Source organism: Calothrix anomala FACHB-343, assembly GCF_014696435.1.
GTDB classification, from domain to species: domain Bacteria; phylum Cyanobacteriota; class Cyanobacteriia; order Cyanobacteriales; family Nostocaceae; genus Aulosira; species Aulosira anomala_A.
Genome location: NZ_JACJQG010000015.1, coordinates 15,245 through 39,988, shown reverse-complemented (window position 1 = coordinate 39,988; position 24,744 = coordinate 15,245). Strand labels below are relative to the sequence as shown.

20 protein-coding genes are annotated in these 24,744 nt (G+C 40.6%); 14 read left to right on the top strand and 6 right to left on the bottom strand.

The genetic code is table 11. The annotated features are described in order from the left end of the window. Positions 1-74 precede the first annotated feature (74 nt). A complete protein-coding gene (locus tag H6G08_RS10745) occupies positions 75-332 on the bottom strand; it encodes a hypothetical protein (RefSeq protein WP_190541540.1) in 258 nt (85 codons plus the stop codon). A gap of 238 nt (positions 333-570) precedes the next feature. Between H6G08_RS10745 and H6G08_RS10740 the strand changes: the two genes are divergently transcribed. From H6G08_RS10740 to H6G08_RS10705, 8 genes are all read left to right on the top strand, one after another. After that, positions 571-1,122 carry a hypothetical protein gene (locus H6G08_RS10740; RefSeq protein WP_190541537.1) on the top strand — a complete coding sequence of 184 codons (552 nt, stop codon included), beginning with the start codon at positions 571-573 and terminating at the stop codon, positions 1,120-1,122. Then, a complete protein-coding gene (locus H6G08_RS10735; RefSeq protein WP_190541535.1) occupies positions 1,119-1,427 on the top strand; it encodes a helix-turn-helix domain-containing protein in 309 nt (102 codons plus the stop codon). Before H6G08_RS10740 ends, H6G08_RS10735 begins: the two co-directional genes overlap by 4 nt. A 108-nt stretch (positions 1,428-1,535) precedes the next feature. Next, positions 1,536-2,672: a pentapeptide repeat-containing protein gene (locus H6G08_RS10730; RefSeq protein ID WP_190541532.1), complete on the top strand. Its 1,137-nt coding sequence runs from the start codon at positions 1,536-1,538 to the stop codon at positions 2,670-2,672. Positions 2,673-3,161: 489 nt separating this feature from the next. Next, positions 3,162-5,498 carry an EcoAI/FtnUII family type I restriction enzme subunit R gene (gene hsdR / locus H6G08_RS10725; protein WP_190541529.1) on the top strand — a complete coding sequence of 779 codons (2,337 nt, stop codon included), beginning with the start codon at positions 3,162-3,164 and terminating at the stop codon, positions 5,496-5,498. Positions 5,499-5,666: 168 nt separating this feature from the next. Continuing rightward, a complete protein-coding gene (locus tag H6G08_RS10720) occupies positions 5,667-6,008 on the top strand; it encodes a type I restriction-modification system subunit M N-terminal domain-containing protein (protein ID WP_242046121.1) in 342 nt (113 codons plus the stop codon). A gap of 239 nt (positions 6,009-6,247) precedes the next feature. Beyond that, positions 6,248-6,799: a transposase gene (locus H6G08_RS10715; protein WP_190541526.1), complete on the top strand. Its 552-nt coding sequence runs from the start codon at positions 6,248-6,250 to the stop codon at positions 6,797-6,799. Positions 6,800-6,973: 174 nt separating this feature from the next. Beyond that, positions 6,974-7,147, top strand: coding sequence for a hypothetical protein (locus H6G08_RS10710; protein WP_190541524.1), 174 nt, complete (start codon positions 6,974-6,976; stop codon positions 7,145-7,147). Between the two features lie 37 nt (positions 7,148-7,184). Next, positions 7,185-7,901, top strand: coding sequence for a restriction endonuclease subunit S (locus H6G08_RS10705; RefSeq protein WP_190541521.1), 717 nt, complete (start codon positions 7,185-7,187; stop codon positions 7,899-7,901). 240 nt (positions 7,902-8,141) lie between these two features. Here the strand turns inward: H6G08_RS10705 and H6G08_RS10700 are convergent, their stop codons facing one another. The 5 genes from H6G08_RS10700 to H6G08_RS10680 all read right to left on the bottom strand — a co-directional run bounded on the left by H6G08_RS10700 (position 8,142) and on the right by H6G08_RS10680 (position 12,646). Beyond that, a complete protein-coding gene (locus tag H6G08_RS10700) occupies positions 8,142-8,291 on the bottom strand; it encodes a Uma2 family endonuclease (protein WP_199322491.1) in 150 nt (49 codons plus the stop codon). 417 nt (positions 8,292-8,708) lie between these two features. Further along, on the bottom strand, positions 8,709-10,193 hold the full coding sequence (locus H6G08_RS10695) for a tetratricopeptide repeat protein (RefSeq protein ID WP_190541518.1): 1,485 nt from the start codon (positions 10,191-10,193) through the stop codon (positions 8,709-8,711). A gap of 203 nt (positions 10,194-10,396) precedes the next feature. Next, complete coding sequence (locus H6G08_RS10690; RefSeq protein WP_190541515.1) at positions 10,397-10,864, bottom strand: tetratricopeptide repeat protein; 468 nt, start codon at positions 10,862-10,864, stop codon at positions 10,397-10,399. A gap of 4 nt (positions 10,865-10,868) precedes the next feature. Further along, positions 10,869-11,804: a homogentisate phytyltransferase gene (locus H6G08_RS10685; RefSeq protein ID WP_190541512.1), complete on the bottom strand. Its 936-nt coding sequence runs from the start codon at positions 11,802-11,804 to the stop codon at positions 10,869-10,871. Continuing rightward, entirely contained in the window at positions 11,804-12,646 is an 843-nt protein-coding gene (locus H6G08_RS10680) for a methyltransferase domain-containing protein (RefSeq protein ID WP_190541508.1), read from the bottom strand. The genes H6G08_RS10685 and H6G08_RS10680 overlap by 1 nt, the downstream gene beginning before the upstream one ends. A gap of 153 nt (positions 12,647-12,799) precedes the next feature. Between H6G08_RS10680 and H6G08_RS10675 the strand changes: the two genes are divergently transcribed. The 6 genes from H6G08_RS10675 (at position 12,800) to H6G08_RS10650 (ending at position 24,704) form a co-directional block, all read left to right on the top strand. Further along, positions 12,800-14,134: a TrkH family potassium uptake protein gene (locus H6G08_RS10675; RefSeq protein ID WP_190541505.1), complete on the top strand. Its 1,335-nt coding sequence runs from the start codon at positions 12,800-12,802 to the stop codon at positions 14,132-14,134. A 155-nt stretch (positions 14,135-14,289) separates the two neighbouring features. After that, positions 14,290-14,985: a potassium channel family protein gene (locus H6G08_RS10670; protein ID WP_190541502.1), complete on the top strand. Its 696-nt coding sequence runs from the start codon at positions 14,290-14,292 to the stop codon at positions 14,983-14,985. 751 nt (positions 14,986-15,736) lie between these two features. Then, complete coding sequence (locus H6G08_RS10665) at positions 15,737-18,364, top strand: beta strand repeat-containing protein (protein WP_190541499.1); 2,628 nt, start codon at positions 15,737-15,739, stop codon at positions 18,362-18,364. A gap of 89 nt (positions 18,365-18,453) precedes the next feature. Further along, entirely contained in the window at positions 18,454-19,023 is a 570-nt protein-coding gene (locus tag H6G08_RS10660) for a DUF11 domain-containing protein (protein ID WP_190541495.1), read from the top strand. A gap of 231 nt (positions 19,024-19,254) precedes the next feature. Then, on the top strand, positions 19,255-20,787 hold the full coding sequence (locus tag H6G08_RS10655) for a CLIPPER-2 domain-containing protein (protein WP_190541492.1): 1,533 nt from the start codon (positions 19,255-19,257) through the stop codon (positions 20,785-20,787). Next, on the top strand, positions 20,784-24,704 hold the full coding sequence (locus tag H6G08_RS10650; protein ID WP_190541488.1) for an Ig-like domain-containing protein: 3,921 nt from the start codon (positions 20,784-20,786) through the stop codon (positions 24,702-24,704). The genes H6G08_RS10655 and H6G08_RS10650 overlap by 4 nt, the downstream gene beginning before the upstream one ends. Positions 24,705-24,744: the final 40 nt, after the last annotated feature.

Sequence of the window (24,744 nt, the reverse complement as noted above, 5' to 3'; positions counted from 1 at the left end):
TGGGTCTTTTGGAATCCTGGGTGCAGAATTAATGATTTCGTCTATCCATCGCCTGAGAGAATCATTTTCATCTCTCAGGCTGCGATTTTTCCCAAGAGTTCGTTTTGAATTACTGCAACTTGCTGCTTTAAATTCTCTAAGTCTTGATGAATTGCGCTTAAATCAGGTACTTCGTGACGTTCTTCTGCAAGGTAAGAACGAATCCATCCCATGATTAATTCCGAAGCTGTTTTCCCTTCAGACTGAACTTTATTCATAAAAGCTTCCTTGGTCTCATCGTCCATCCTGACGATAATTTGATTGTTCAGCTTTGTTGTCTGACGCTTTGCCATATTAGTTATTGCTTCAAGCCCTAAATCTGTAATAACTCTATTTACCTCAATTTTGCAGGGTTTGGAAAATTTTGTAGTGACGCTCTTGATTTAGTAATAACAAATAACTACAATAGAGTAACAAAACAAAGGCGATCGCTTAGTTGCCAAACCATGCAATCGCCTGTGCAAAAGCCAGCGCCCAACTTTCCACGGCTGACGCTGGCTTTTGGTTTCCCCATTCAAGGAGATTTTATCTATGGTAAACCCTGTGAGTGTTCAACGCGATCGCTCGGATATTTATCAACAGGCTTTAGATGACTTTGGCATTACAGAACTACTATCGCGGTTAAGCAATTTTTCCCATCCAAATTTTGATGCAGCATACTTGGTGGAGAGACAAGAACTAGAAAACCTAGCAGTAATACTCATCCAAAGGTTAACTAATAGCCTTGAAAGTAATTTAATCGCCAGTTATTTAAGCGCTATTGAGCAAGGCAAATCAGATTTGGTGCTAAGTCAAATTAATGTAGAAATCCCGCCGCCGTCGATTGAGCTACCAAATCATTTCCCAAACGTCGAAATACCTCGCTTTTTGTACGGTGACAAACTACGCTGGGTTTCGTCTGATGATGTCACAGATTGGGGAATTGCGATCGGCAGATTTTACAGCTTTGCACCCCATCGCTGTTGTTGGATGTGGCGCTACCTGATTTGGCTGGCTAAAGATAGTCCTAGCGCCGCCTGGACAATTGCTGATACGGCTTGGGAAGAAGACCTCGAACCTTTCGCGCCAGCAGAAGCATCATGAACAAAACTCGTCCCATAACTGAACGAGAGCAAAAGTTGATTCAGCTTTACGCTAACTGTCGCTTAGGAATGACTCCCCAACAGTTTTACTCGAAGTGGCAAGTCAATTATGAAATGCTGGCTTTAATCTGTTCTCGCTCAGTCTCTACCGTGCAACGTTGGTTTAGAAGAGGCCATAATTATCGGTCGCCTCTCATTGTAGACTTGCGCCATCTCGCTTTAATGGACTTCTTGCTAGAGCATTTTGAGGATATTCCTAATGAACTGAGAAATGCACTGTGTTCACTTGAGAAAAAGAAGCGTTAACTCAGAAGTTAAACCAAATGTCAATAGCACAGTGATATGTTTTGAGCCACTCTAGTTGTCTTAGGGTGGCTTTGCTGTGAGCATTCCAAAACCGAAAAATTAGTTTGCATGGAACAGGAACAAGAAGTTGCATTGAATCTGCAACGGCTAGCTGCTGGAGAGAAAAATTTTGTTGGTGCTTCCTTAGTAGCAGCTGACTTGCGTGGAGCTAATTTAGTCGAAGTAGATTTTTCTGGTGCTGACTTAAGAAGAGCCAATCTTTCAGGTGCGAATATGCAAGGCTCACGACTGGTTGGAGCCAAACTCAGGGAAGCCCATCTAATGGGTACTAACTTAGTAGGCGCAAACTTGCAACAAGCCGACTTTAAATGCGCTTTTATGTTTAAGGCTTTGCTAAATGATGCCGATTTAGAACAAGCTAACTTGGCAGTAGCTTACTTGCGGGGTGCAAGATTTACTGCTGCGAATTTGAAGGGTGTGATTGGTGAAAGTGCTTTTCTTGAGGAAGCCGTATTGAGGTATGCCAACCTGACTCTTGCTGACTTCAATCACGCTTTTCTTTCTAAAACTGATTTTAGTTATGCAAATCTTACTGAATCTATACTTACCGACACTAAATTAGTTGCGGCTGATTTAACTCTAGCTCAATTGGATAGAGCTAATTTATTCAAAGCAAAGTTAACTAGCTCTCAATTAAGAGGAGCTTCTTTAATTGAAGCAAATTTAGCCTACGCTGATATTCAAGCAACAGACTTGAGTAATGCTAATCTGCAAAATGCTAATTTAAATCAATGTCTGATTGACGGTGCTAATCTTACTAGCACAAACTTTCAGGGAACGATATATGAAAATTTAGGCATAAATCACTCTTGTTTACTGTTCCCTAACCAGAAAATATATAAATGGAAAACAATGCGTTTCCGTTCTCGTACTGAAATAAAAGTAGCACAGGTACTTGAGAATCGAGGATTAATGTACTTACCAAACAGCTTGATGCGTTTGGGACGATATCATAAAAGCTTTGAGCCTGATTTCTTAGTTTGTTGCCCCACAGCAAAAGGATTCAAGTGGGCAATTTTGGAGATCGATGGTTATTGGCACTTGCCTCAAAAACGGGCAAAGGAACATGAAAGAGAAAGACTATTTGAACACAGTGGGGTAAGAATTCATAGATTTGATGCCGACCTTTGTGAAAATGATCCAGAGACTGTAGTGAGCGAATTGATTGAACTTATGAGCCAATAATGTATTTGGCTATGTGGTTGTTATGGAGAAAGTCCCTGGCATCGAATTGAGTGGCAGTATAAATCAATGTGGAAGTGCGTTAGCGAAGCTTCTCCTCTGGAGGCTGGCTTTCCTACTTCTATGCTTAATTGGACTCACGGCAAGCTTATCCTTCCAATTTGGACTAGCGGCAAAGTTATGGTTCCAAACTGTCAATTTCATCCAAAATTAGCTGAGGTAAGAATGAGGGTTATAGCTTTGTTGACGGCAAAGTTATGGTTCCAGTTGCGGCAAGCTTATGGTTAAAGTCACAGTCACTTTATATATAGATGTACAGTGACAAATTTTTATATTTGAGCCAAATTAGCTGTCGTCGTGACAATTTTTAGTAGCTAATTTGACTTTGAATATAGAGGCTATGTGGTGATTACATAGCTGAATCCTGAAAAATAGGCGAGTCGAGGCGTAGAATTATACTTAGCATCCTCGTAACTGAAAGCCTACCCTTTTATGTCAGAAGCAATTGACAAGAAATCTTTGAGTGAACGTGATATCTGTACAAAGTTTATTACACCTGCTCTAACTAGTCGGGGATGGGATATCAATACTCAGATTCGGGAAGAGGTGACGCTGACAAAGGGTAGGGTGATTGTGAGGGGTAAACTTGCGAGTCGCGGTGAGCAAAAACGCGCTGATTATGTGCTGTATCATAAACCAGGTGTACCTCTGGCTGTGATTGAGGCGAAAGATAATAATCATGGTGTTAGCGCGGGAATGCAACAAGCGATCGCAACTGGCGAACTAATTGATGTACCATTTATCTTTAGTTCCAATGGCGACGCTTTTATGATGTGCGATCGCACTATCACCAAAGGACAGCGAGAACGGGAAATTCCCCTCAATCAATTCCCGACACCGGGGGAACTTTGGCAGAAATATTGCGATTGGAAGGGGATTGACTCGGAAATTCAGCCGATTGTGGCTCAAGATTATTACCCCAGTCCTGATAAAAAACAGCCACGCTATTATCAACAGATTGCCATTAACCGGACAATTGAAGCGATCGCTAAAGGACAAAATCGCATTTTGTTAGTCATGGCGACGGGTACGGGTAAGACTTTTACAGCTTTTCAAATTATTTGGCGGTTGTGGAAATCGGGAGCGAAAAAGCGTATTCTGTTTTTGGCAGATCGGAATATTTTGGTTGATCAAACTAGAGTTAATGACTTTAAACCCTTTGGTGCAAGAATGACCAAAATTAAGCAGCGACAGGTAGATAAATCTTATGAAATTTATCTCTCGCTGTATCAAGCGGTAACGGGAAATGAAGCAGCGAAAAATATTTATCGCCAGTTTTCGCCAGATTTTTTTGACTTAATTATTATAGATGAATGCCATAGAGGAAGCGCGGCTGAGGATTCGGCATGGCGAGAGATTTTGGAATATTTTAGCAGTGCTACGCAGATTGGCTTAACGGCTACTCCCAGGGAAACAGAAGAAGTTTCTAACAGCTTTTATTTTGGTGAGTCACTTTTTATTTATTCGCTCAAACAAGGGATTGAAGATGGGTTTTTAGCTCCCTACAAAGTGATTCGCATTGACTTAGATAAAGATTTGAGTGGATGGAAACCAAAACCAGGACAACGGGATAAATATGGTAAAGAAATTCCCGACCAAGTATTTAATCAGCGAGATTTTGATAGAACTTTGGTTTTAGAGAAGCGTACAGAGTTAGTGGCGCAGATTATTTCAGATTATCTCAAATCAAGCGATCGCTTTGCCAAGACTATCATTTTTTGTGAGACGACGGAACACGCGGAACGGATGCGGGTAGCATTGGTGAATGAAAATACTGATTTGGTAGCAGAGAATAACCGCTACATTATGCGCATTACTGGGGATGATGCTCAAGGTAAGGCAGAATTAGATAATTTCATCGACCCGGAAAGTAAATATCCCACAATTGTGACTACCTCTGAGTTACTGACGACTGGTGTTGATGCTAAGACTTGCAAGTTGATTGTTTTAGATCAGCGCATCCTGTCTATGACTAAATTTAAGCAAATTGTTGGTCGTGGAACTCGCATTGATGAAGACTATGGCAAAATGTTCTTCACTATTATCGATTTTAAAAAAGCGACTCAGTTATTTGCTGATCCTGATTTTGATGATGAACCTGTACAAATTTATCAGCCTAGACCCAACGACCCAATTAATCCGCCTGATAATGGGGATGATGGGGAAATCATAGATGATGGTGAGCTTACCCGCAAGCAAAAGCGAGAAAAGTATGTAATTGCAGATGAAGAGGTGGCGGTTGCATTTATTCGCGAGCAATACCACGGCAAAGACGGTAAGCTGATTACGGAATCGATTAAGGACTATACTCGCAAAACAGTTAGTCAGGAGTACGCTTCGTTAGATGCGTTCTTGAAGAAATGGCACTCTAGCGAGCAGAAGCAGGCTATTATTCAAGAATTACAAGAACTGGGTGTACCTTGGGAAGGGTTAGAGAAAGAGATTGGTAAGGATTTTGACCCCTTAGATTTAATTTGTCACGTTGTTTTTGATCAACCGCCACTAACACGCAAAGAAAGAGCGAATAATGTCCGCAAGCGTAATTACTTTAGCAAGTATGGCGAACAAGCCAGAACGGTTTTAAATGCTTTGTTGGATAAGTATGCTGATGAGGGAATTGAAGATATTGAAAGTTTAGATGTGTTGAAGGTGAAACCCATCAGCGATTTAGGCACGCCGTTAGAGATAATTAAGATTTTTGGTGGTAAGCAGAATTATTTAAAAATTTTGCAAGAATTAAAACACGAAATTTATGATGTCGCCATGTAGGGGCGGGTTCACCAAGATCATCGCTAATAGTGAATAATATTTGTTAACCCGCCCTTACCGTTATCGCCATGTAGGGGCGGGTTCACCAAGATCATCGCTAATAGTGAATAATATTTGTTAACCCGCCCCTACAAAATTCATATTATTCATTGCTAATCATCATTTATTATGTCAATCAGCACTACAATTAAGACTATTCAAGATATCATGCGGAAGGATGCGGGCGTTGATGGTGACGCGCAACGCATCAGCCAGTTAGTTTGGATGATATTCCTCAAAGTTTTTGATGCTCGTGAAGAAGAATATGAACTGCTAGAGGATAATTATAAATCTCCGATTCCTGAAGGTTTGCGTTGGCGTAACTGGGCAGCAGATGCGGAAGGTATCACCGGAGATGCTTTATTAGATTTTGTCGATAATGCTTTATTTAAAACTCTCAAAGAATTGAGAACTACCGCAACTGATGCGCGTGGGCGGATGATTGGTAAGGTGTTTGAGGATGCCTACTGATATCATTGATTATCAACGATGATTCGGGTAGGGGCGGGTTCACCAATATCCTCAATTATCAACGATGATTCGGGTAAACCCGCCCCGAAAACCACGATTTACAACGATGATGATATCCTCAATTATTCACGACAATTCGGGTAGGGGCGGGTTCACGGATATCCTCAATTATTCACGATGATTCGGGTAAACCCGCCCCGAAAACCACAATTTATAAAAATAAATCAATAAGATAAATTATGAAATATAATCCCGATAAACATCATCGTAGATCAATCAGGTTGCCAGGTTATGATTATACACAGACAGGGATGTATTTTATAACCCTTTGTATTTGGCAACGTGAATGTTTATTAGGAGAAGTGTTAGGGGCAGGTTCGCAAAGATTATCCAATATTAACGATGATATCAATGAACCTGCCCCTACGTATATTGAATTAAGTCGTTATGGCCAAGTGGTTCAATATAACTGGAATTTTATGGCTAATAAATTTAGTAATGTACAGTTAGATGAATTTGTAATTATGCCTAACCACATACATGGAATAATTGAATTAAAAGAATCAGGCAGTAAACCATTATCAGAAATTGTACAAAGTTTTAAAACTTCTTCGGCTCGTCGTATTAATCAGTTAAGAGATTCAAAAGGTATACCCGTTTGGCAGCGTAACTATTATGAACGTATTATTCGCAATGAAGAAGCATTACAAAATATTCGTGAATATATAATTAATAATCCTTTGTACTGGGAACAGGATGAATTACATCCAAATAATCCATCTAAATGGTAATGATGTATTAAGGTGTTGTTCACATATATATGGGCAGGTTAACCAAATTAATTTTAATTGTTAATAATCATGTATCATGCATGAATATCGGGGCGGGTTTAGCGATATCATCGTCAATCATTGGGCATATTTGTGAACCCGCCCCTACATTATGGCAATGAAGGTAATTAAACTATGCAAAGTATCAAAATCAACTCTTATGTAGATAAAGATGGGATGCTACATTTAGATATCGCGGTAGATGTGCAAGAGTCTGTAGGGGCGGGTTTAGCGATATTATCGTCAATGATTGAGCATATCTGTGAACCCGCCCCTACTGCTTGTGAGAAATGCGCGAGGATGGGTTAGTGGTAGATAGTCAATTACAAATTGTGAATCCGTTTAAATGAAAGTAGATACATTTTTTCAAAATTTTGAATTGTTGACTGATGCGCCAAATGCAGTTATAAAGCTGCGTGAAATAATTTTGCAATTGGCTGTGCGTGGTAAACTTGTGCGGCAAAATCCAAATGATGAGCCTGCAACAATTTTGTTGGAGAAAATTCAAGCTGAAAAACAGCAGATGATTCAAAATAAAGTCTTCTTAAAATCAGATAAGCTGACACCTATTAATTTAAATGATATTCCTTATAAAATTCCAAACCAATGGGTTTTAACTAGGATTGGTGTTATTTGCGGCTCAGTTGTTCCTAATCGAGATAAACCAAGATCCTTTTCTGGCGAATTTCCTTGGATTACTTTATCTAACTTTGATGATAAGGGTATAAAGCTACTTAATAATCACTCAGGTTTAGGTTTATCAAAAGAAGAAATTATCGAATATAACGCTCGTATTATTCCGCAAGGTAGTGTACTAATGAGTTGTGTCGGGCGTTTTGGGTTGGTTGCAGTTATTGAACAAGATGTAGTTACTAACCAGCAAATTCATGGTTTCGTCATTCCGAAGGGGCTATGTCCTGAATATATTGCCTACGTCATCAAAAGCCAAACAAATTTTTTAGAATCTACTGCCACATCTACTACCATTTCTTACCTCAATAAAAGTAGATGTGAAAGCATCCCGGTTCCCCTTCCCCCCTCGCAGAACAAAAACGCATTGTAGAGAAATGCGATCGCCTGATGTCACTCTGCGATACCCTAGAAGCAAAACTAAAACAAGGACGAGATAGCAGCGAGAAACTGATGGAAGTCGCAGCAAAGCAGGTATTAACAGCCTGATAACTTCCTTGGGTTTCGCCTTCAAGCTGATTGAATGCGATCGCCAAATGCTGTTAACTTAAATCGTTGAAAAGTGCGATCGTACTTTCCCAACTTGTCATGCTTTTGTTTCATTCCCCATTCTCTAATTCAAAGATTTGGCAATACGACCGTGATTGACGCTACCGCCGCTCATGGCGTAAACTTTACCATCGATGTATTCGTGTTTTTCCAGTTGGGTAGCTTCCCAAGCAAAGTAATCGTCTGGGGTGAGGTTGTCTCTGGTTGCGATCATAGTGGGTAAACTGCTGGGTTGATACCAAACAAGGCAAAAGTAAAAAGTTAAAAGGCAAAAGAAAGTAGGGGCACGGCATCGATAATCTTTTGGTACATACAATAATTTTACTGGTGCCGTGCCCCTACGACTACGACAGATGTGGTTCAATTAGGTGAAAACTGCTGTAATTTTGAATTTTGAATTTTGAATTGGTATAAGAGGATGTTTGAAAAGTTTTTGGCTGTATCTTCATACTTATTGATCCCCCCTACCCCCCTTAAAAAGGGGGGAAAAGAATCAAAGTCCCCCTTTTTAAGGGGAGCCACTGCGTTGGGCGGGTTTCCCGACTTGAAGCAAGTGGCGTGGATTTAGGGGGATCTAGATATATGCAACTTCATATTAAATTGGTATTACTTTTTACTTGTTAATCGTTGCTTAATTTATTTGCGAATTGATTTTTTGAAGTAACTGTTCAACGCGCTCAACCATTTCTTTGTTTTCCTGCGCTTGAAACAATGCTTTAGCTTTATTGAGATGAACAACGGCTTCATCTCGTTGCTGTTGTCTGCTGAGAGTGACGCCCAAATTATAATAAGCGAACGCAGAGTTAGGATCTAAACTAATAGCTTTTTTATATTGCGCGATCGCTTCTTGGGGTTTACCTAAATCATCCAAAGTATTGCCCAAACCTGTATAAGCTCGGCTATGATTGGGTTCTAGGCGAATGGTTTCTGTATATTCCGCAGCAGCTTCTGGTAATTTACCCCCCTCATATAAAGCTCTAGCTAAATCATAGTGAGCTTCTGCATACTTAGGATCGAGACTGATAGCTTTTTTGTATTGCGCGATCGCAGCTTCAGTTTTACCTTGAGCGTACAGCACATTTCCTAATAAGTTATATCCTAAAGGCTGTTGCGGTTCTAGGCGAATCGCTGCTTGATACTCTTCTATCGCTGCTTCCAGCTTACCTAAATCTTGGTACGCACTACCTAAATAATAGCGAGCAGGTGTATATTTAGGATTGAGGCTAATGGCTTTTTTGTATTGTGCGATCGCTTCTTCTGCTTTCCCTTGAGCGTATAAAGCATTACCCAATCTTGCGTAAGTTGGCGCATAGTTCGGTTCTAGGCGAATAGTTTCCGTATATTCACTAATAGCCGCGTCTAATTTACCTTGTTCGTAATAAGCAATTCCTAAGCGATAGTGAGCTTCAGGATACTTAGGTTCAAGTTTAATCGCCGTTTGATAATGAGCGATCGCTTCTGGAATTTTACCTTGATCGTACAAAGCATTACCTAAAGCCGTATACCCTAGCGGACTTTTGGGTTCTAGGCGAATCACCGTCTCAAACTCAACTATCGCTGCGGCTAATTTATCTTGATAGTATAAAGCATTACCTAATTTATAATGAGCTTCGGCATTTGTGGGCGAAATAGCGATCGCCTTTTGATATTCTGCAATCGCATCATCTAGGCGATTAAGCCTTGTAAAAGTCAACCCCAAATGCAAGTATGCATCAGGATCTTTAGGATTAATACTAATTGCTTGACGATAACTCGCGATCGCTTCTTGGGGTTTACCTTGATCGTCAAGGGTATTCCCTAAACCAATATAAGCCTGTGCATAGTTAGGTTCAATTTCAATCGCTTTCCGAAAAGCCGCTTCAGCGCCTTTTAAATCGCCTTGTGTATAGAGATTAATCCCCTGTTCAAAACTAGCGATCGCTTTTTTATTTTCCGCCCTTCCTACTTGAGATAAATTCACTAATTTTGGAGAATCTAGGCTAGCATTTGTCGCCCAAGCAACATTAGCCTGAGTCAAACATAAACTAATAATCGCCGCAGGTAGCAGAGTTTGAATTTTGAGCATAGTTGCTAATATACCTATATCTTTAGTTAAGCTGACCTGAGTAATCTGCAAATCATTTCATAATTTAATTTTTTCTACAATATCAATAGAAGATATTTTGATTTATTTAATTAAATATTAATTTTTATAGCAATTCTCAATAATTCGTTAATTAGCACAAATACTAAGGGAACTCCAAAAAATAAATTATGCCAAATTGTAGGGGCGGGGTAACCCCGCCCCTACGAGTTGCGGGTTTTTATCAGCGAATATTATTACTTTAATTTCGCGTTCATCTTGGCTAAAAGCTGAGTAATTTTTTCAGCCTTTTCTGGTTGACGCTGCTTCTGTAATAACTCTTTCGCTTGTTGCAGATTATCTATCGCTGCTTGGCGCTGTTCTTGTTGCATTAGCACATTAGCTAACCGCAAGTAACCTTGAGGATTTTTCGGACTGTGACTAATTGCATCTTCATAACATGCTTTCGCTTCTGCAATGTTACCTTGCTCTCTTAAAACATCTCCTAACAGCAAGCGTACCATATCATTAGTAGAATTCTGGGCCATAACTTGGCGAAAAGCCGCTTCTGCACCTTGATAATCTTGCTGTTGATAAAGATTGACACCCTTTTGAAATAAATTAGAAGTCAGCAAAGTTTTGACAGCAAAATAAATCAGGAAAGCGATACTAGAAACTACTGCAACAATTGCCAAAACATCAGTTACGTGAAAGGTTTCTTGCATTTTTCTAAGCCAAAAGACAGGCGATAGGGAAAATCAAATACTCAATGAAAAACAGTTTCCAGATGAATTGGTAGAATTGGGTAATTGCTCGTTTTTCTTGTACCTCTACAGCTAAACTGCGTACCCACATCAAGCACAGCACTACTAAATGGGTAATGACTAAGAAAACCGGGTTAACTTCAGCTAAACGTAACACACCGACTAAAATCATCCCTAAATAGCAAGTAGTCAATACCCAAAGCGCCAAATTAAAGACTGCTTTCGGCCCTAGTTGAATAGTCAAGGTAGTGATATTGTATAAGCGATCGCCCTCCATATCGGGGATATCTTTAAAAATAGCGATCGCAAATGTAAACACCAAAATAAACACCGTCAGCACCCAGACTGTGCCGGGAATCGATTGGTTTTGCTGTAACAACCAGCTAAAATGCAAAAACAAGCCTAAATTAACAATCGTTCCCCGTACAGAAAAAATACAAACAGCTGCCCAAAAAGGAAAGCGTTTTAAGCGCATTGGTGGTAAAGAATAAGCCGTACCAATAGCTAAACTAATCGCTACCATTCCGAATAAAAAAGGGCCGTTAAACAAAGCAATTACTAATGCGAAAATGCCAGTAATCGCGACAATTAATTTGCCTTGGGTAATCGAAAAAGCCCCGGAAGCTAAAGGAAGATGTGGCTTATTAATCTTGTCAATCTCAATATCTTCCAGTTGATTCAGCCCCACAATATAAACATTGCCACAGAAACAAGCCAGCCAAGCTCCGAAAATATGTGTGAAGGAAAAATTACCATTATTACCAGCAGCGATCGCAATTAAATACAAAGCAAAGACACTTAAACTGGTACCAATAATTGTGTGTGGGCGGGAAAACTGCCAAAAAGCATAAAGCCAGCGACCCCACACCCCAAAAGCCTTTTGTCCAGAAAACAGATTCATTATTTATTCCCACACAACAACCCAAACCGAATCAACCCGCGTTGATAACCGCTACGCATTAAACCTAGTGACAGCGCCCCGACAATCGTTGTCCAACCAGCAGTTAATAAACCCCAAATCGCCTGAGGAGTAAACGCCGAATCAATGACAAAATCCCAAAATGGCGCAACAGCCATTGACCAATCAGCCGTGCGGATATTTTGTAGGGGGAGTTGATCCGCGATCGCTTTATACTCTGGTAAGGAAATTACATAAGGTAAACAATACACCCGGTAAATTTCCTGCAAATGTTTTTGTTCATCAGCAGTCAACGGCGAATTGTCAATCGGGCGATGACACCAAGTCACCATAATTAACTTACCGCCCGGTTTGAGTACTCGGTAGCACTCTTGCAGAAACTTGGTTTTATCCGGCATGTGTTCGCCACTTTCCAACGACCACACCAAGTCAAAACTATTGTCTGCAAAGGGCATTTCTAGGGCATTAGCCACGAGAAACTGACTGCGATCGCTCAAATTTAACTCTTGTGCCCGTTCAGTGGCTCTAGCGGCTTGTACGGGGCTGAGAGTAATTCCTGTAGCCCTAGCTTGAAACTTCTCAGCCAGGTATAGAGAACTACCACCAATCCCACAACCTACATCTAAAATGTTTGTCGCCGTTTCTACCTCTGCCCAATTTAGCAATTCTTCAATTAAATCAATTTGCGCCTGACGACGGTCTTTTTTATGCGTACCATTCGGCCCGTAGTAGCCGTGGTGCATGTGTTCGCCCCAAATGTCTTCCCAAAGACCGGAGGAGGAATCGTAAAACTGCTGAATTTGTTGGTAAATTGTTGCACTCATGAAGTAAGCAGTGTTAAGACGAAACAGAATTTAAATCAACATATTCGTAGGCTACCATGTGTGTTTTTAATTGAATAAGGGTGTTTTTGATTTTTGCTAGGTTAAACCCCTTGCATATACCCCCTTACTAAAATTTATGAATCTTACCCCGGTATGACTGTTGCCCGTACAATTTGTTTAGGCTTTTTAGCTGTCATCGCTGTAGGAACTCTCCTACTGATGCTGCCTTTTTCAACTGCTAGCGGTCAGTGGAATGACCCAATTGTCGCCCTATTTACCTCAACATCCGCAGTTTGTGTAACTGGTTTATCGGTAGTCGATCCTGGTACCCATTTTTCTTTTTGGGGTCAGGTTTTTATAGCGATGTTAGTTCAGATTGGCGGTTTAGGCTACATGACTACCACCACCTTTTTGATTTTGCTGATTGGACGCAAATTTGACTTGCGAGACAAAATCGCTATTCAACAAGCCTTAGACCGAACGGGAATTAGTGGTAGCACTCAAGTAATTCGCTCAATTATTGCTACTACTCTAATTTTTGAAATTACTGGAGTGTTTTTATTACTACCAGCATTTGTCCCCAATTATGGTTGGGATAAAGGATTGTGGCTAGCAATTTTTCATAGTGTTAATTCTTGGAATAATGCTGGATTTAGCCTGTTCAAAGATAATTTAATTGGTTATCAATCATCTGCCCTGGTAGTCTTCACAGTCACCATATTAATTATCTTTGGGGGAATTGGTTATCAGGTAATTTTAGAAATGTACCTGTGGTTACGCGATCGCTTCTTAAAAAAAACAGCCTGTCAAATCTTATCCCTAGATTTTAAAGTGGCAACTAGCACCACATTATTACTTCTGTTTATTGGGACGATCGCCTTTCTATCTATCGAGTTTAGAAATCCTCAAACCTTTGGCGGAATGAGTTTACGCGATCAGTTTTTATTAGCTTGGTTTCAATCTGTGACACCAAGAACCGCAGGATTTAACACAATTGATATTGGTAAAATGACCACTGCTGGTTTATTTATCACCATTGCATTGATGTTTATTGGTGCTAGTCCTGGCGGTACAGGTGGCGGGATAAAAACTACAACATTGAGAATCCTTACCAGTTGTACTCAATCAATTCTCCAAGGTAAAGAAGAGGTATTGTTATATGAACGCAAAATAGCAATCAACCTCATTTTAAAAGCTGTTGGCGTGTTAGTTGGTTCTGTAGGCATGGTGATTTTATCTACAGTTTTAATTTCCCTCACCGATCCCAAATTGGATTTTATCCAAATTCTCTTTGAAGTAGTATCAGCCTTTGCTACAGTTGGTCTGTCAACCGGAATTACAGGAACAGTCTCCACAGCAGCTAAACTGATATTAATTCTTACTATGTACGTCGGCCGGGTTGGCGTTCTCCTGTTGATGTCTGCTATCCTTGGCGATCCGCGCCCTACCCGCATTCACTACCCCGAAGAAAACTTGTTAGTGGGATAATTAAAATCAATCTCGCCATTGATAAATCCCCATAACACCTCAGAAATAACCTGATAAAATTTACACTGATAGACCAAAATATTTTTCAGATATTTTTGGCTATCAGTGTAATTTTTTGCCCTAAACCCAGGGAGCGCTATTTAAGGATAAAACTTGTGAACCTGTCAGCATTAAGCTTTTTTCGCAGTTTACGTAAAGATAACCATCAATTTGCAGTGATTGGTTTAGGTCGTTTTGGTCGCTCTGTCTGTTCTACACTGCATAGATTAGGTTACGATGTCCTAGCTACAGATGTCGATGAAAAGCGCGTCTCCGAAGCATTAACAGAGCAGATAGTTGGTCATGCTTTACAACTAGATTCTACAGAATCTGCAGCGCTCAAAGAAGCCGGAATTTTTGAATTTGATACTGTTATTGTCGCTATTGGTAACTATATTCAAGAAAGTATCATTACCACATTAAATGTCAAAGAAGGCGGCGTTCCCCATGTCGTAGCTAAAGCTTCTAGTGAAGTTCATCGCAAATTATTAAAACGAGTGGGAGCAGATCATGTAGTATTTCCAGAATACGAAGCAGGTTGTGCTTTAGCACGCACCCTCACCAAACCATCAATATTAGAGCGGTTTGACCTCGACCCCGATAATAGTATTGTAGAAGTGATTGTTCCTGATGAATTTCATGGTAAAACTATCACCGAATTGCAACTGCGTAATCGCTATGGGTTGAATTTATTAGCTGTGAGTCATGATGGTAAATTTCTCATTAATCCCGAACCGAATAAGCGCTTAGAAAGGGGTACAGCGATGGTAGTAATTGGCCATAATAAAGATATTAATCGCTTACCTATTTAATCTTGAGTTACAGCGAGCGATCGCATCTAGAATTACTTGCATCTTCATGGGGGACTAGGAATTATCACCAAGAATATCCCCCTTTCTACCTCCATATTTGTGGTCTTTCACCGTAATTTCCGTAATCCTGCAAACCTCATCACAATAATGTGCAGTCAATAACCTGTTACATAACCGAATTTAGCGCAACTTTTGCCTATCTTCAGATTTTCCTCATTTTCATGATTTAATATTTATTTTTTATTTATATTTATTAAATTTTCCAACTAAATATCTACAGCTATTGTTAACTAAACATACTCAGATTTTCTTCATTTTTCCGGCTTAATATGACATCAATAAGGTAATTATCTCCATAAAAGATAAATTTGCCTTCAATCAATAGAAATAGCATCTTTTGGCGTATTTCTATTATTCCAAAAAAAAATATCATTGTTTCTACTGAAGATTATTCAAGTTATACAATGTATATTTTTAGTTACCATAAACAAAATATACAAATATTTTCCGGTGATGTATGAGTGCAATTGTTGATATACCCAAACACAGCACTCATGACTATGGGCAAAATATTTGTGTATATCTGCTGTCATAAAATTTGAGGTTAATCAATAATTAATCCCTCAATTATGCATTCCTAAAGCCAACAGCTTTAGGTTATTTTTACTGCGCAATTTCTCACTGCATTGCAAAAAAGAAATCCTGCGTGCGATCGCAGGACTAGTTTTGATTGAATATATACACTTCCATCATGCCAAAAAAACAGAGATTTATCAAACATTCTTCCCATTTCTCTCGCGCGCTTGTTGCAACAGCATTATTAAGCAATGGAGTTTTCCAGTTTGTTGCGCCAGTCTTAGCAGAAGGAACCGCAGCAGGACAGTCAATCAGCAACACCGCGACTGCTACTTACGAAGATCCTAATAATCCAAATGTACCGATAAATTCTACATCCAACACTGTTACCGTCACCGTAGCAGAAGTTACAGGTATTAGCGTGACACCTGCTGGTATAGAAGATAGCACCGCTGGTACGTCACCCCAAGTAGGTGACGTGTTAACTTACAAATTTGCAGTTATCAACGTTGGTAACGATCCTACCAAATTTAATATTCCTACTGCAGTCACGCTGACACAATCTACAGCAGGTGCAGGTACAGTCGGAACTATAGAATATAGTATAGATGGTGGTCAAACCTGGATTTCCGCTACCAGTGTCCCAGTTACAAATGATCCAGTTCCAGTTCATACTCCAGGTGTAAAGATAGGCTCAACTACAGTTGATGTAGGTACTGTATTAGTTCGTGTACCCGTAACTATTAATCCTGCTGCCACACCAGGTACAACGATTGAAGTAAAATTAGGTAATACACCCGATCCTAACACTCAAAACCAACCTTCCAGTGTTAGCACACCTGCTGAAGAACTTAGCACCAAAGATTTAGATGATAGCGATACGAATGATGTAGATGGCGTACCCGTAGGCGGAGAAAAAGAAGCATCCGCAAAACAAACGGAGACTATTGGTACTAAAAATTATGCTTTAGCAACCTTAAAGAAAACTCAGACCAACTATAGCAACAATAGTACCCCAAGTGTTATCACCGATGACACTATTACCTACGGATTGAGTTTAAAAGTTGAAAATAGCGATCCTACAGGCAAGAATATTACACCTTCTGCATTAAAGGGAAGTCCAATTAGTGTAGACAGTGTGCCATCGGAAAGTCGAATTTTGATTTCTGATGCTATTCCTGCAGGAACAGAATTAGACTTAAGTACAGTACCTACAGCACCTAATGCAAATTGGGAACCTGTTTATACTACCAGTCTTGTAACTACAGATGCTAACGCAGCCCAATGGAAACGCTTTAATAGTGGAGCGTTACAAGCTAGTGATACAGTAGCAGATGTCACCCGTGTAGGTTTCATCAACACAAATGCTATTACTTCTCTTCCAGCTAATGGAACAGATATTACAGGCTTCTCCATCAAAGTCAAAGTTAAATCAACGGCTACAGCACCTCTAACTGTTGCGAACATCGCCCAATTGTTTGGTAGCACGGATGGTAATAATTTACCAGTATATGATGAATCAGGCGACAATAACCCCAGTAACTATAATCCTGGTACATCAACCTTTCCGGGAACTGATAGCAATGGTGACGGTGTTCCCGATACTATAGCGGCTGGTGATGTAGAAGACGGTTATATCGACGATTCTACAGATTTAACCAACACAGGCTCAGAACCTACTAACAATGGTAACGATGGTAGCGGGCCTCTTGGTGAAGCCAATGTTTTGACAATTAATACATCTAGCTTGCTCAATGGCCCTAACGGTCAACCAGGAGCTTTAGGCCCTACCAACGATAATAATACAGACTTTACCAACAAGTCTTCTGCTGTTCCTGCCAATACAAAACCCGGTAATACTATCGATCCATCAGTAGTTAGTTTTACTAACACTGTTCAGAATGGCGGTAGTTCTTCCGCTTCCATTGTCTTAGTACCCACACCACCAGCAACAGCCACAGATTTACGTACAGGTACAACAGTAACGATTACCGATCCTAATAATGCATCGAATACAGCAACATATACTTATGACAGTTCTGGTACTGGTAGTTTTACTCTAACTAGCGGTACATCTGTGACATTGACTGTTGCTGCTAATAGTATAACTAATTACACTGTATCTGTTGACTTACCAACAACAACTCCACTATCTACAGATACAGAAAAAGGTTACTCAGTACCCATTACAGCCTTTGTTGATGCTGATAGTGACAAAACTTTAGACGCTGGTGAAATGACTAATATCACCATTGACCGTGTATATACTGGCTTCCTGAAATTGGTGAAATTCTCGCGAATTTTACAAGGAACAGGCCCTGCGGTGGGTGCTAGTCAAGGTGATTTTGAAAGTACACCTGCTGCAAATGGTTACGATCCTAATACTAGTGTTACTGATGTACCCAGAACTCCAGCGCCTGGTAACATTATCGAGTATCAAATTCGTTACAAGAATATTGCTAGTGAAGATAATGTGAGCGGTACATCTAGTAATAACGTTGTTCTCAATGTCAACAGTTTGGTAATTACTGAAAGTGGCATTTTAGGCACTAACAGTAATTGGGCTTTAGATAATGATATCAACGGAATCATTGATACCAGTAACATTGTTGGTTCTGCTGTTGATTCTGTTCCCGCCAGCGCCACAATTACTTATTTCAAAGGTGCGGCTGGTACTGCTTCTACTGGAGATCAAACAGGTACTACACAGGATACTGACGTTACCAAGTATGTGAATAGTATCAATGTTCAAATTGCTCCTGGCGTGCAAAGAACCTTTACTTTCCAACGGAAGGTGAACTAACAAGAAACTGTAGGTTGGGTTTATTTACATCAACCCAACCTATATATCAGTTGAAATCAGAATTTTTGAAATTAAAGCAGGTATTATCTATGAAAGGTTTTTCTCTGGCTACTATTGGCGCAGTTGCTCTCGTTGCAGTAGCACCCTTTGTTACACATTCACTAGTATTAACACCATTGTGGCAGCCCAGTAGTGCGATCGCGCAAAATGCCACAAAATCACAAATTCAGTTGCGCTTAGAAGCAGAAAAAAAACTAGTGCAACAAGATAGCCAAGGTAAACAAACAGTTACATGGCAAGCTTTGCAAGGTAAAGTTGTTGTCCAACCAGGCGATGTACTGCGTTATACAGTCACAGGTGGTAATAATGGCGATAAAGCCGTCAAGAACCTCACCATCAATCAACCAATTCCCCAAGGAATGGTGTATGTACTAAAATCTGCTACCGTCAACGATAAACAAGGTGCAAAAATCACCTACAGCATTGATGGCGGACGTAGCTTTGTTGAAGAACCAACAATCAAAGTCACCCTTGCTAATGGTAAACAAGAAACTCGTCCAGCACCAGCAACCGCTTACACTCATATCCGTTGGAAATTTGGCTCATCTGTAGCAGCTAAAGAAACAGTTAAAGGTACTTATCAAGTTCAAGTACGCTAACTAGATGGGAAATTTTTAGGCGTTGCATCAATTGCTCCTATGCATAAACTTTGAATTATTTTATTTAGCAACGCCGATTATTATCGCGATCAATATCCAAATAAGTCATAGTTGCAATTCAATTTTTCATACTTGTGCTGACTGTATTGCTTGTAATTATTCATAACAAATAATCAATGGCAAATAACCAATTACTAATTACTTACTTCAATTCAACAGGAGAAAAATTCAGTGCGCCGTCAAAGTTTGCAGCATCAGATTTCTGATGGTGGCTGGTTTAAGCGGTTAGCGATAACCATCTTAGCAGGAAGTTTCTTACAAACCCCAGTACCTGTTTTTGCACAAATTAATAATGAGGCTACGCCTCTAGCAATCAATAACCAAGCTACATATACTTATACAGATCAAGATAGTCAATATACATTTCAAGGTAGTTCTAGTCTCGTTGAAAATATTTCTAACTCTAGACAATTAATTGACCCATTAGGAAGAATCCTTGGTTGTGGTGGGCAAAAATTACCTAGTTATCAAGGATTTTCTGTAGCTTTATATGAACCATTAGCTAGCGATACACTAGGTACAGAACTAGGGCAATTAGTATCATTAACCAGAACAGAAGTACCGGATATTCCTAATAATAATATTTCTAAAGGCATTAACCCAAATGCCGACAATGTTAACCCCTTTTCGCTAACAGATGCGACGGAGGGATACTATAATTTCTTATTCGATCAAGACAAGGGACAAGCCGATCAAGGTAAAACTTATATTTTGGTAGTCAATCCGCCTGCCAACTCTATTTATACGCAAAGACGCATTAAATTAACAATTGTTAGTAACACTGGTGATGGTAGTAACAAGTTAGTTCAGTATACTGCTACTTCTATAGATGGTTTACCAATCAGCGTACAAGGTACAACCCAGGTCAGTGATACGGTTTTAATTTCCGATGCTGAACGCATTGGACTAGATTTATTACCGATGCAACTGGATTTAGGTATGTGTCAAACACAACAGTTGCAAATTATTAAAACAGCCGATCGCGCTGCTGCTGAACCTGGAGATACGGTAATTTATCGCCTATCCCTGAAAAATGTTGCTGACAGTACATTAGATAATATAGTAGTTAATGATACTTTGCCTTTAGGCTTCAAATTTCTGCCGCAATCGGTGCGGGGTGAGGCTAATGGTCAAGCAATCACCTTTACTGCCGAAACTAGTGGATCGGAAATTATTCTGCGGACTACAGAAGCGATCGCACCTGGTAGCGTTATTAATATTGCCTACGCCACCCAACTGACACCTGATGCGGTGCGCGGTTCAGGGCGCAATTCCGCAATTGTCAACGCCCAACGCATAGATAACGATTTTACTGTCAAAGACGGGCCAGCTACTCACTCTTTAAAAATTCGGCCGGGAATTGTCTCTGACTGCGGTACTATTATCGGTCGGGTTTTCGTAGACAAAAATTTTGACGGCGAACAACAACCAGGCGAACCCGGCGTACCGAATGCGGTGATTTTCCTAGAAGATGGGAACCGCATCACCACAGATCCCAATGGTTTGTTTTCCCTCGCCAACGTTTTACCAGGAAACCATACAGGCGTTCTCGACTTGAGTAGTCTTCCTGGCTATACCCTTGCACCTAATGTCCGCTTCCGCGAACGCAATAGCCAATCTCGGTTAGTGCGTTTAGAACCTGGTGGTATGGTACGCATGAACTTTGCAGTCACTCCCACCTTTAACTCAGAGGTGAAGAAATGAAAACCAGACTGCACCATACCCATATTTTCAATTTGCAATTAATCGCGGCTGTAGCTGGATCTATAAGTGTAATTTTGTATCCTGTCATTGGTAAAGCAGAAAACACTACAGTTATTCAAGAACAACAGAACTTTAGCGACGGGGAAATATCCTCTTTAGTAACGGACAAGTTAGAGGTTGAAGAAAGCACCAAGTCCGAAGATAAACAACTATCAGCTAACTTTGCGAGTTTGTCTGAGGACTTAAACCGTTGCAACACCAAGGTTACATCAGAAATTACAGAGCAAAAAACCTCTTCCCTCTGTCCGTCATCTGAAACAGAACCTGTTGGTATACAACCGTTTCAACCAGCAGCTGATATTCAATTATCTAGAGGTTTACAGCAAGTAGCATCCGATCAACAATTACCTACTGGTACAATACAACCATTTCAACCAGCAGCTAATATTCAATTATCTAGAGGTTTACAGCAAATAGCAGCTGATAGCGAAAATCTATCTACTACGGCTGGTATCCAACCTTTCCCAGCAACATCTGATATTAAGTTACCTAGAGGCTTAGAAAAAATCGCCAATGGGACACAAACATCTACACCAGATGTTGCTACCAGCGTTAAAATCCTCGCTCCCACACCTGATGAATTAGTTGATGTGGCAGCTACTACGGTAATTCTAGAATTTTCTCAAGGAGCTAAGGTAGAATTACGAGTCAATGGACAGTTAGCCGATCCTTCACAAATTGGACGTACAGCTACTGATTCGGCAACTAAATTAGTTACGCAGACATGGTATGGGGTTTCTTTAAAGGAAGGGGAAAATACCATCACTGCTCAAATTGTCGGTTCAACTGCACCGGCTGTCAGTAGACGAGTGATGGTGCGGGGAACACCCACACAAATAAAATTAGAAACTGTAGAGGCGCGGATTCCCGCAGATGGGCGTTCTACAGCCACAATCAAAGGTAAGCTGTTAGATGCCAATAACAACCCTTCTAAATGGGATACTGTTGTTACTTTAGCCGCTAATGCTGGGGAGTTTATCGGTGCAGATTTTAAACCCGATCAACCAGGATTTCAGGTTGAGGTGAAACAAGGAGAATTTACAGCCAAGCTGAAATCTACTTTAAATGCGCAAACAGTAACTATTAAAGCTAATGCTAATCAGTTAGAAGCTTTTACCAGCTTACAATTTGAAACCGCTTTGCGTCCGAGTATTTTGACTGGGGTAGTGGATTTGCGCTTCGGGGCTAGAGGTACGAATTATTACGGTAGTTTCCGTGATTTTCTCCCCCCAGACAAAGACAATAGTACTCAGTTAGACTTTCACTCAGCAGTATTTGCTACAGGTGCGATCGGTGAATGGTTGTTTACTGGTGCATACAATAGTTCTCGCACTCTCAACGAAGATTGTAACTGTGATAATCGCCTATTTCGCAATAATCAATTCAGCGAACAAAACTATCCTGTATATGGCGATAGTTCGAGAGTAGAGGTAGTTACACCCTCTATTGATAGCGTATTTCTGCGTTTAGAGCGTTCTCCAAAGATTCCTGGTGCTAGCCCCGATTATGCTATGTGGGGTGACTACAATACTGAGGAATTTGCCCGTTCGTCACAGCAATTTACAGCAATTACTCGTCAACTCCACGGTTTTAAAGCCAATTACAACTTAGGGAATTTCCAATTTACTGGATTCTACGGCAACAACTTAGAGGGTTTTCAACGGGATACCATTGCTCCTGATGGTACTAGCGGTTATTATTTCCTCTCGCGCCGCATCTTGCTTGCAGGAAGTGAAAATGTCTTTTTAGAATTAGAAGAATTGAATCGTCCTGGTACTGTTTTACAACGCCAGCAGTTAAACCGAGGCCCAGACTACGAAATCGACTACGATCGCGGAACTTTATTATTCCGTCAACCGATTCTGCGTACAGATGTTGATGAATATGGTCAAGTTTTAGTACGGCGGATTGTTGTTACCTATCAATACGATAGCAAGGACTCGGACAGCAATATCTATGCAGCGCGTCTGCAATATAACTTTTCTCGTAAATTTAACAGTGAAAGTTGGATAGGCGCAACCTACATTCAAGAAAATCAAGGAGTGCGTAGTTTTGAACTCTACGGTGCAGATGCCATTATTAGTTTGGGTTCTCAGGGTAAGGTAATCGCTGAATATGCCCATTCCAGTAATAACTCGGATGTCATGGGTAAAGTTAATGGTGCAGCTTATCGTGTAGAAGCTGAAGGGCAGATTTTACCAGGTATTCAAGGTCGTGCTTATTATCGGTTTGCCGATACTGGCTTTGCTAATAATGCCACGATTAGCTTTGTTCCCGGTCAAACTCGCTATGGCGCGCAAGTTACAGGTAAAGTTTCTTCAACCACAAATGTGCGATTGCAATATGACCATGAAGATAATTTTGGCATTGCACCCCAACCTTTAGATACCTTTGAAGAATTATTTTCACCCCGTGCGCAAGCGGTTCCTGGAAGTAAGGTTGATAACTCCTTAACGACAATTTCCGCCGGAATTCAACAAAAGTTCGGTACTGTTACTGCTGATGTGGAATGGATTCATCGCAATCGGGAAGATAGAATGGCTACAAATAATCTACGTAGTAATTCTGACCAACTGCGATCGCGTCTGACTATCCCCATAGCCAAAAACCTGACTTTCCAAGCGCAAAATGAACTAACTTTATCTGCCTCTAAAGATGCTGTCTATCCAGACCGGACAATTTTTGGTTTGAATTGGGCTGTTCTTCCTGGGATTAATGTTAGCCTAGCACAACAATTTTACAGTGGCGGTCAACTTTCTGGTAACTCTATTACTAGCCTTAGCGTCAACGGAGAACACAAACTCGGTAGAGATACCACTATCACTGGTCGTTACTCAATTTTGGGCGGTGCTAACGAAATCACTACCCAAGGCGCAATTGGTTTGAATAATCGCTGGACTATTGCCCCTGGTTTGCGGTTAAATTTGGCTTACGAACATGTATTTGGTAGTTTCTTCCAACGCACTGGTGCAGGTCAACAATTTGCCCAACCTTTCGCCCCCGGTCAAAGTGCTTCTTCCATTGGATTTGATGGTGGCGATAGTTACAGTGTTGGACTAGAATACAGTGATAACCCTGATTTTCAAGCCAGCGCCCGCTACGAACATCGTAGTTCCTCTGGTGGTTCTAATACCGTCATCTCCGCCGCAGCTACGGGGAAAATTTCTCCATCTCTGACAGCTTTGGTACGTTATCAACAAGCAAATTCTGCTAATCAACGGCTGACAGGATTAGGAGATACAGTCAACCTGAAGGTGGGTTTAGCTTATCGCGACCCCAACAACGATAAATTTAACGCCCTCTTGCGTTATGAATATCGCCAAAATCCCGCAACTACCCCTGACACCATCCTTTTAGGAAGCGGTACAGGTTCAGAAGACCATACTTTTGCAGTAGAAGCTATTTATGCACCTAACTGGCAATGGGAATTTTATGGTAAATATGCTCTGCGTCACAGTACCTCTTACCTAGCTAACGATTTAGTTGGTACAAATACGGTCAATCTGGCACAATTTCGCGCTACCTATCGCCTGGGATACAGCATGGATTTGGTAGGTGAGGCGCGGGTAATTAATCAATCTACTTACACCGAAACAGGTTTTGTCATTGAAGCGGGTTATTATCTAAGTCCTAATTTGCGTTTGGCTGCTGGCTATGTGTTTGGTCGAGTCGATGACCGGGATTTTTCCGGTACTCGTTCTGCTGGTGGTGCTTATTTGGGTTTAACACTCAAACTCAACGAATTATTTGATGGTTTTGGACAGCAAAAAATTGCGCCACCCCAGCAGCAAGAATCTGTAACACAACGATTGAAAAAAAATTCAACATTAGGAAATATCAAGACAAAAATGCTGTAATACCAATTCAAATTCAAAATTCTCTCTTGGAAAGTTCTGA